At 39.4% G+C, this 8174-nt stretch carries 4 protein-coding genes; 3 read left to right on the forward strand and 1 reads right to left on the reverse strand.

What is annotated here, in order from left to right:
- Positions 1-187 precede the first annotated feature (187 nt).
- From HGG78_RS17990 to HGG78_RS18000, 3 genes are all read left to right on the forward strand, one after another.
- Positions 188-3982, forward strand: a complete 3795-nt coding sequence (locus tag HGG78_RS17990; protein WP_172533720.1) for an RHS repeat protein — start codon at positions 188-190, stop codon at positions 3980-3982.
- A gap of 163 nt (positions 3983-4145) precedes the next feature.
- Positions 4146-5438, forward strand: a complete 1293-nt coding sequence (locus HGG78_RS17995; RefSeq protein ID WP_172533721.1) for an RHS repeat-associated core domain-containing protein — start codon at positions 4146-4148, stop codon at positions 5436-5438.
- 283 nt (positions 5439-5721) lie between these two features.
- Positions 5722-6822, forward strand: a complete 1101-nt coding sequence (locus HGG78_RS18000) for a hypothetical protein (protein ID WP_172533722.1) — start codon at positions 5722-5724, stop codon at positions 6820-6822.
- A 425-nt stretch (positions 6823-7247) separates the two neighbouring features.
- Here the strand turns inward: HGG78_RS18000 and HGG78_RS18005 are convergent, their stop codons facing one another.
- The gene (locus HGG78_RS18005) at positions 7248-8138 is read right to left on the reverse strand and encodes a LysR substrate-binding domain-containing protein (protein ID WP_172533723.1); all 891 of its coding nucleotides are present in this window, start codon (positions 8136-8138) and stop codon (positions 7248-7250) included.
- Positions 8139-8174 lie beyond the last annotated feature (36 nt).

The following is an 8174-nucleotide window of genomic DNA, read 5'->3' on the forward strand; positions in this document are numbered from 1 at the left end:
AAGACAGAAATACTATATAACTATATCAATAGAGGAGGTTTCTGATATTGGCAAGAGAAAATATACCTATTGATTGCTATTGAATAAGTGTTTATAGGATGCGGTTTATCTCGTTTAGCAAATGAAAAACTATATTTAAAACTATTCACATTGAGTGGTGATAATTAATTTTTGATAAGGTAATGGTATGCAGGAATCTATATTAAGCAATGCGCAAAATTTTGCTGAAAATTTATCGTCGGGAGTAGATGTAAGAACCGGTTCGTTTTCCATAGGTATCAATATTGGAGAGTTTATATCTCATAAAACCAATGGGCCGATAATTTCATTAAATCTTTCATACTCAGCTTCTAGTCAAATGGACATCGGCTTTGGTGGCGGATGGAGCCTGCCACTGAGTAGTTTTAATAAAGAAAGCAACATGCTTTATCTTTATAATGGTCAATCGTTTAAGTTAACTTGGAATAATGCCAAAGGTGAGTATGATATCGTCTATAAGAAACTCAGGGATGTCAGAGTCTTTTATATCGATGAGACTCAAGAAATAAAAGTGGAGTATAAGGATGGTAGGACAGACTACATCGACTATGAAACAGGATTACATCGTAAAGTCGTCTCATCGACTGGTTTAGAAGTCAACTTTGAGTTTACATATTATGGACTCAATCAAGTACTTTGGCGAGCCTATGATAACGCAGGTCGTGAGTTGGTCATCGATACTTGGAGTGATCAATATAAAACCACTGTGATGCACTTGTTCGATGAGAGGGTTCTTCAAACGATTGAATTTGAAAAGTATACAGTAGATAACTTTACCTACCTCAGTCAAGTTGTGTTCCCGTCAATGACACAGCCGATTCACTTTCAGTATAAGTATCTTACAGGATCGGGTTATCGTGTGATTGAAGAAGTGACACACTCTAGCGGTTTGGTTGAGCGTTTAACATACGCCGAAGTCGGGCACAGGTTGCCAAATTCCGCGCCGCTAGAGAGCGTTCCTTACGTTTCTGAGCATACGATTGTTCCTGGGGAAGGGCAGCTTGAGCAATATACCGCGTATGAATATACCACCCTAAACTATTTGGGGTATAACTGTGGAATTGCTTGGGTTGCTGGTGAAGATACCCTTTTCAAGGCAGACGGTGATTATAGATACCAAACAACAGAAATCATCAACCAAACCAAGAAAGTGGTAAGAGAATATAATAAATACCATTTGCTAGAATCTGCCGAATACTACAGTGATAATGCACTAATTAGGAAAGAAGAGTACACATATTTTGCTGACTTGAACCAGAAAATTGAGGACCAAAGTGCCAAGTATAGTTTGGTAAAAGAGCAAAAATTGACTCATTATAATCAGAACGAATCAAGGTTGTTGATAACGCAATATGACTATGATGATTATGGAAATCTCACTCTAGAACGTAATCATGACGGTTCGGAAGTGATTCGTACCTATTATCCAGCAGAGGGAGAGGGTGCGTTATGTCCTGCTTCGCCGAATGGAATTGTGAGTTATTTAAAGCAGGAGATTTTTTACCCGGCATCAAGTGATTTTGGCGAGTGTTCACGCATCAAAATGATGACTTATACCTCTCTTCCAAGGTTAGATAATAGCGATCAAAGTGTTGTTCTGCTCAATTCAATCGATGAAGAAGGACATTCAATAGTCTATAGCCATTATGATGATCCGTCTCATGTTTATAAATATGGTCGTGTCAAAAGTGAAGCAATGACGTTTAATCAGTTTACTGATGTTGTAAATTTTGAGTACGAATACCTTGATGAAGGCGTAAAAACGATTTCCCGGTTATGGACGTACGATGGAATAGAGTCTTCGACGAGCCTAACCGTAGACTACTTTTTCGGCAAAAAAATAGAGAGCGTCGATGAAAGCGGAATTGTTGAGAGAACGCACTATGACTCGCTCGGAAGAACACTAAAAGTAGAGCTTTCACCCGAGACAGAGAATTTGGCGAGCTTGACGTTCAATTACGATGTGGGTGAAGGGAACAACAAGGTCACACAAACGGATTCAAAAGGCAATATGACGGTAAACTGCATGAACAATGCAGGAAACGTGATACTAGTTAAGCAGTTATACGGTGATGAGCTTGTTCCTGTACAAGAGTTTACCTACGACGAATTTGGTTTGATGAAGCAGAAAATCGACATTGATTACGTTGAGGGTGCTGAGTCTCGAGTGAGTACGCATTTTACTTATGACAGCAATGGCCAGGTCCGTACCGTCGATCATCAAGATGGTAGAAAAGAACTCATCGAGCAGGATCCTGTATCGCTGACAACCACCTACCAACAGTTGGGATTGATCGTTGAGAGCACGACTTACAACGAGCTAGGCCAAGTGACTAAGAAGCAAACCCTGGATGACGTTGGTAACCTAATTGCTCATACCGATTATAGTTATGACGCTTATGGAAATTTACGTCGCATTGTTGATACCGATGGTCGAACCATCGAATACCGATATGACCAATTTGATCGCGTTGAAGAAACAACGAGAGTAATAGACGGCGAAACCATCACCGAGTCTTATTCCTATCCTGAGTTCACTTCGAGTGATGTGGTGAGTCAAGTGCTTATCAATAACAAAGAAGTTGGGACAAGAAGCTACGATGGCTTGCTTCGAGTCAAAACCGAAACATCAGCAGGTGTGACTCAAGGCTACGACTATACAGGCACAATGGCATTACCCAGCTCGATTCATAACGCCAATGGCGACCTCGTTGAGATCAATAATCATCGCTACTTGTGTAAGCCAGTGTCGGCAGTTGTGGATGGCGTGGCCAATTTATCTACGTTATATCGTTATGATAGCCAAACGGGGCTTCCTCTCTACGCGCTTGGCCAAGGCGGTGAGTTGAACATAACAAGAGATTCATTCGGAAGAGTCTGCTCTGAAAGCGTGATCCTCAATGATGGAATTTCTAGAAGCACCGAATACCAATACTCTCTAAAAGGCAGATTAGTTCAACGCTCCGATTTCTTTGGCAACATCACTCGTTTTTCCTACGATTCATTCGGCAGACTATCAACCATCTCGGAGCAGACAGGTAATCAAAGCAACACCACTGTCATTGAATATGATGAATATAGTCGCCCTCATCAATACACGATGAATGATGGAAAAAATGAAGTTTGTGTCGAGCTCGCATTTGACTCCAAGGGGTTAGAAATATCTCGTCTTGTAACATTAAATGGCCACCAAGAATTATTATATCAACAACAATATAATAAAAACCTATTACTAGAGCGTCGTATATATCAGGATGAAAATGGGTCAACAACAGAAACGTATTTCTATGATGGGTTCAATAGATTAATCGAGTACATTTGTGATGGACCCAATAACCCGCATGATCCACATGGAAATATGATTGTTCGACAGGAGTTCCAATACGATATTTATGGAAATGTACTGGTACTAGTGAGTGATTTCTCTGATGGTTCTAAAAATGTATCTGAATATACTTATGATTCAGAGATTATTGCTAGGTTGAAAAAAATCACCAATACTCATCCAGATTATTCAAGCGAGGTGAATTTTCAATATGATGCTGCTGGCAATATGCTGAATGATGAACAAGGTCGACAATATAGATACAATGAGCTAAATCAATTAGTTTCAGTGAATGAAGGCTCCGGACAAGAATTAACGCGTTATCAATACGATGCATTGGGTCAAGTTGTATCACAAACCATAGAAGAGCAGTTATTGTATCTGTTGTATAGCCAGGGAGAACTGTCTAATGAAACGTCTAATGGTGTTTCGACTCATTATAATAGAGTCACAGAGGGTTTAATTAGACGGCAGACATCGAACGGTAACGATATCCATCAAGATATTCTATTGGGTAATGGCCAAGGCAGTATTGTCGAAACTTTATCTGAAAATAGCGAAGGCAATATTGTAGATAAAAAGACACATAGTTACACCCCCTATGGGGATTCTAATTAATACTCTCTAGTGCATTTTACAAAGACATACACAAATCTCTTTTATTTATAATAGGACGTTTACGTATTTATTATATTGAGCTTTTATTTTTAAATAGACTGAAATTCCAGTTGATGAAATATGCTTTCATTGATGGTCATGGAATTAATAATAGGAAAATAACATGAAATTAATTAGAGAACCAATAGGGGTGGATCACTCTCGTCGCCGCTTTATTAAAAGTTCTTCAATGATAACGGCGAGTTCAACGATTATCGGAATGACGCCAGTTGTCGCTCGTTCTGCGATGTTAAATAGCACTTCTTCTATTTCCAGTAATCCAATAGCGATAAATGCACTCGGTTTCAATGGACAACGTAGAGATCCGGTCACAAATAGCTACCATCTTGGTAACGGCTATCGCGTTTATAATCCGCGGATGATGCGTTTCAACGCCCCTGATAGTATGAGCCCTTTTGGCAAGGGGGGAATCAATTCATATGCTTATTGTCTTGGCGATCCGATTAACAAAAGTGATCCCAGTGGCCATTTTGCCTTTTTAACTTTCCTGATTGGGGCAATCGTTGGGGCCGTGGTTGGTGCGGCAGTTTCCGCAGCATCCGAAGGCATACATATGGCGATCGATTCCAACTATAAATTTGATTGGAAGCAAATAGCGATTGGTGCTGGTGTTGGTTTCATCACAGGAGGTATCGGGACTGCGGCATCAGGTACCGCAAAAGCAGGGACATCACTTGCTACAAAATTAGCGAAGTCGGCAGCCGTCGATTTGGTTTCGGTTCCTCTGTCAGCCGTCACTGCGTTATCGATGGAACCAGGCGCGCCCAAGTGGTTGCAAACGACCGGAAAGGTGATCGGGTTTTCACTTGCTATTGCGGGTGTTGGCTACGGTCTCAAAGGAGCCACGAGTCTCGGAAGAAATATTGCCAGAGGAAGTGTGGTCAGTTCGAGAACCGCAAAATGGATGCGAGCGGCAGGCAAGATGCGAGGAAGCGACCCGTACTTCAGTAGCGTCATTAGTAAAAGGGAGGCGTTGTTCCAGGGAATCAGTATTGCGACCGGGTTAGCGAGTGCAACCTCTGGTGTGGTATTTAATACATTGAATCATTTAGGTAAAGACTCATACAACAGCAATATCGTTATGAGAGCATTCCATTTCGCCAGTTCAGCTTCTGGGTATGCTTCGGGGCGCTCACTGAACATCATGAAAACGTTCAAGAGTGATAAAGTGGGTTTCGTCTCATCGAGGTTTACCGATTTATCTCATCTAACCGGTTTAATTGGCTTGGTGGCAACAGAGCCAGGTAGCCAATCAAACAATATCTTAAATGGTATCTCATTTATGTTTGGTGTGGACTCAGTATATGAATTGAATTTACAAAATCACTTAAAATATTTTGACAAAAAATCGGAGGTAATTGGAACAAAGTATACCAACTATGGTTTTGACGCTTAGTTTATCCTGCTTTATGTAGGAAATTATTTTATAAAAATAATCATTAATCCAGGGCGAACGCATGAACGTTATTTATTCAATATGGACCCAAATCTTGAGCAATAATTGAGTCGCATTTGAACGCAGTAACCTTTTTTATCAAACCGTTAAAAAACAAGTTACTCTACTAGCTCAAATATTAAACACACGTGCGGTCGTCCTGGCCATTAATCTGGTTTGCTATTTTTATTTAATACTCTTTTATGTAATAAATTTGTGCCATTAAAATTGAAGGAAAGATGAAATGTTTTTTAAATTTAATAAACTATCGGCTTTTATAACACTTGGATGTCTTTCAGCAAGCGCACTGGCGTTTTCTGGACCTCCTGGGAATGAGATAAGTAACATTGGTCTTAGTATCGACAACAACGAGGGCACGATATATGCCAATGGAAACATGCAGGCTAAGTTGCATGTTCAATACCAACTGGCTGAAGGCGCACAATTAAAACAAATTACAATCCTCGATAGAAATACCAGACAGCCGCTCCAAGATTCGCCATCTTGGTTTGTAGATACAGAGGAAAATGAATACTTACATGTCATCTCATACAGTAGCCGAAGTTCTACTGAGCTACCTACATCGAAAACGAGCAACGTTTATGTGAATAGATATATTCGAGCAAGCAGAATTGATAACGTTGATCTTTGTGTCAAAATAGAAACGGTGTCAGGTTCGGTCAAAGATAACTGTACAGATGGGGCTCCCGTTTATCTGCAAGCCATCGCGCCTGTGGTCATCAATGGCAGTGATTTCGAGTTGCAACACGTCAAAACCATTATAAGCAATGATCATAGGCATATGCAGCAAAAATACCTTAAGGTCCGTGATCCTCGACTAGCGCCCGGGTTAAGGGTAGAGTTTATGCAGACCGACGCCAATTCTGATGGATTTTACAACCTAGACTCTGGTTACAATGCTGTCCGAGATTATCAACTCTGGGAGTTTGACTCGACTTATGTGGGGGCCTGGTTATTTAAACCCAATGATTTTAACAAAGTCAGATATAATTCATTAGGCGGTAATGCGATAGAATCGACTCTTACTCACTCTAGCGATAGTAGTATTGTGGCCGAAGTTATACATTATGAAACGCATGAGCTTCGAATTTTAGCAGGAAGACGAGAATGCTGGCTTTATACTTCAGATTATTATGTTTGTACAGGATCGGATTACGACGGTACTGTGGAATACGTGCCTATAAGTAATATTGACGGATTCATTAAAGATAAACTTCCGTCCACATCACCTTCGTCTCAAATTAATGTGACAGACCAGTATGGTAATCAGGGTTATTTCATTCTAGATTATCCTAACGGTGGCGATGATCTGGTTTTGAGATAATCGTAAGATTATAAGACATTATGCTGCTACTTAAAGAGGTTTAACATAGAGTGATTGTCAATTGAGTCGTTTAACGAGATAAAATCAATTTATGATTAAGCCTCTTGCTTTTATATCTAACATGATTTTTAAATTTATTTGCTATCATTTTTTTTGGCTGTTGTTGATAGGAAGTGATAAATATTAATTCGTCAGTAGGATTGTACATCAAATTCGGATATTTTTCTCTAAACCGAGAAACCAATACAGTGAGTAATATAAAAACTCAGTCAATTATTAAAATTAGTAAAATAGACTTTCTTACTCTCGAGTTTGACAAGGTTCATACAGTAAAGTTTTAATAACGATATGCTCAGTCGACTGTCAAAGTCCAACAGAGCATATCGTTAGTTGAAACAGTACTTTGCAACATAATCTTAGCTCAGCTATTGCAGATATGAACGTATGATTTCTACAAGCGACTTTATTTTTTTTGAATTTCGATATTCCTTTAAATAGACCACCCAAAGTCCTATCGCTCCAAAGTTATTTCTGGAGAGGAGTTCAACTAATTTGCCCTCTTTTAATTCTTGTTCTACAAATTTACTCGGCACAAATCCTATGCCGCTATTGTTTAATAGAGCATGTTTCGTGAAAAAAGAGCTATTTACTTCAACCTTTATATTATCTCTAAAACTATGATTTTCGAGTATTTTATCTAGAGTTTCGTTTTTTAAGTTAGTATCTTTAATAAAGTCACAGTCGTTGAGATCAGAGAAGGAGTTAATTGGTGATTGAAATTTTTCAATATATTCTTTCGATGCGCACAAAATGATTTTGTCATTGGAAAGTGGCTTGGCAATTAGGTCCAGATCATCGGTGGTTAAACTGCCTGAGCGAATGGCTGCATCATAGCCTGTTTCAGTTAGTTGCTTTCTCTCATCAGAAAAATCGAAAACTAAGTGAAGATCTTTGTACTGCAATGAGAAGTTTGAAAGTGCTGATAGTAGACGTATTTCCGATAGGTTTCTAGGAAGCATCAATCGAAAAGAGCCTGCTATGTCATTTTCTCTTTTTCTGATTGACTGAATGAGCCTCTCATAATTCTCAAGAATCTGCTGCGCTTCTTGTTTGAAAAACCTGCCTTCAGCAGACAGGCTGACCCCCCTCTGGGTTCGGTTAACCAACACAATCCCCAGCTCCTTTTCTAACAACTGGACATTTCTACTGATAACTGTTTTTGAGGTGCCTAGTTGCTTAGCTGCTATCGTGAAACTATTTTCATTGGCAACACTTAAAAATGAATTTACATACGATATCTTGGGAACATTGACCACTGTGTTTACCTCTTAATGATTTATAATGAATTATTG

The organism is Vibrio aestuarianus, from assembly GCF_012395185.1.
GTDB lineage: Bacteria > Pseudomonadota > Gammaproteobacteria > Enterobacterales > Vibrionaceae > Vibrio > Vibrio aestuarianus.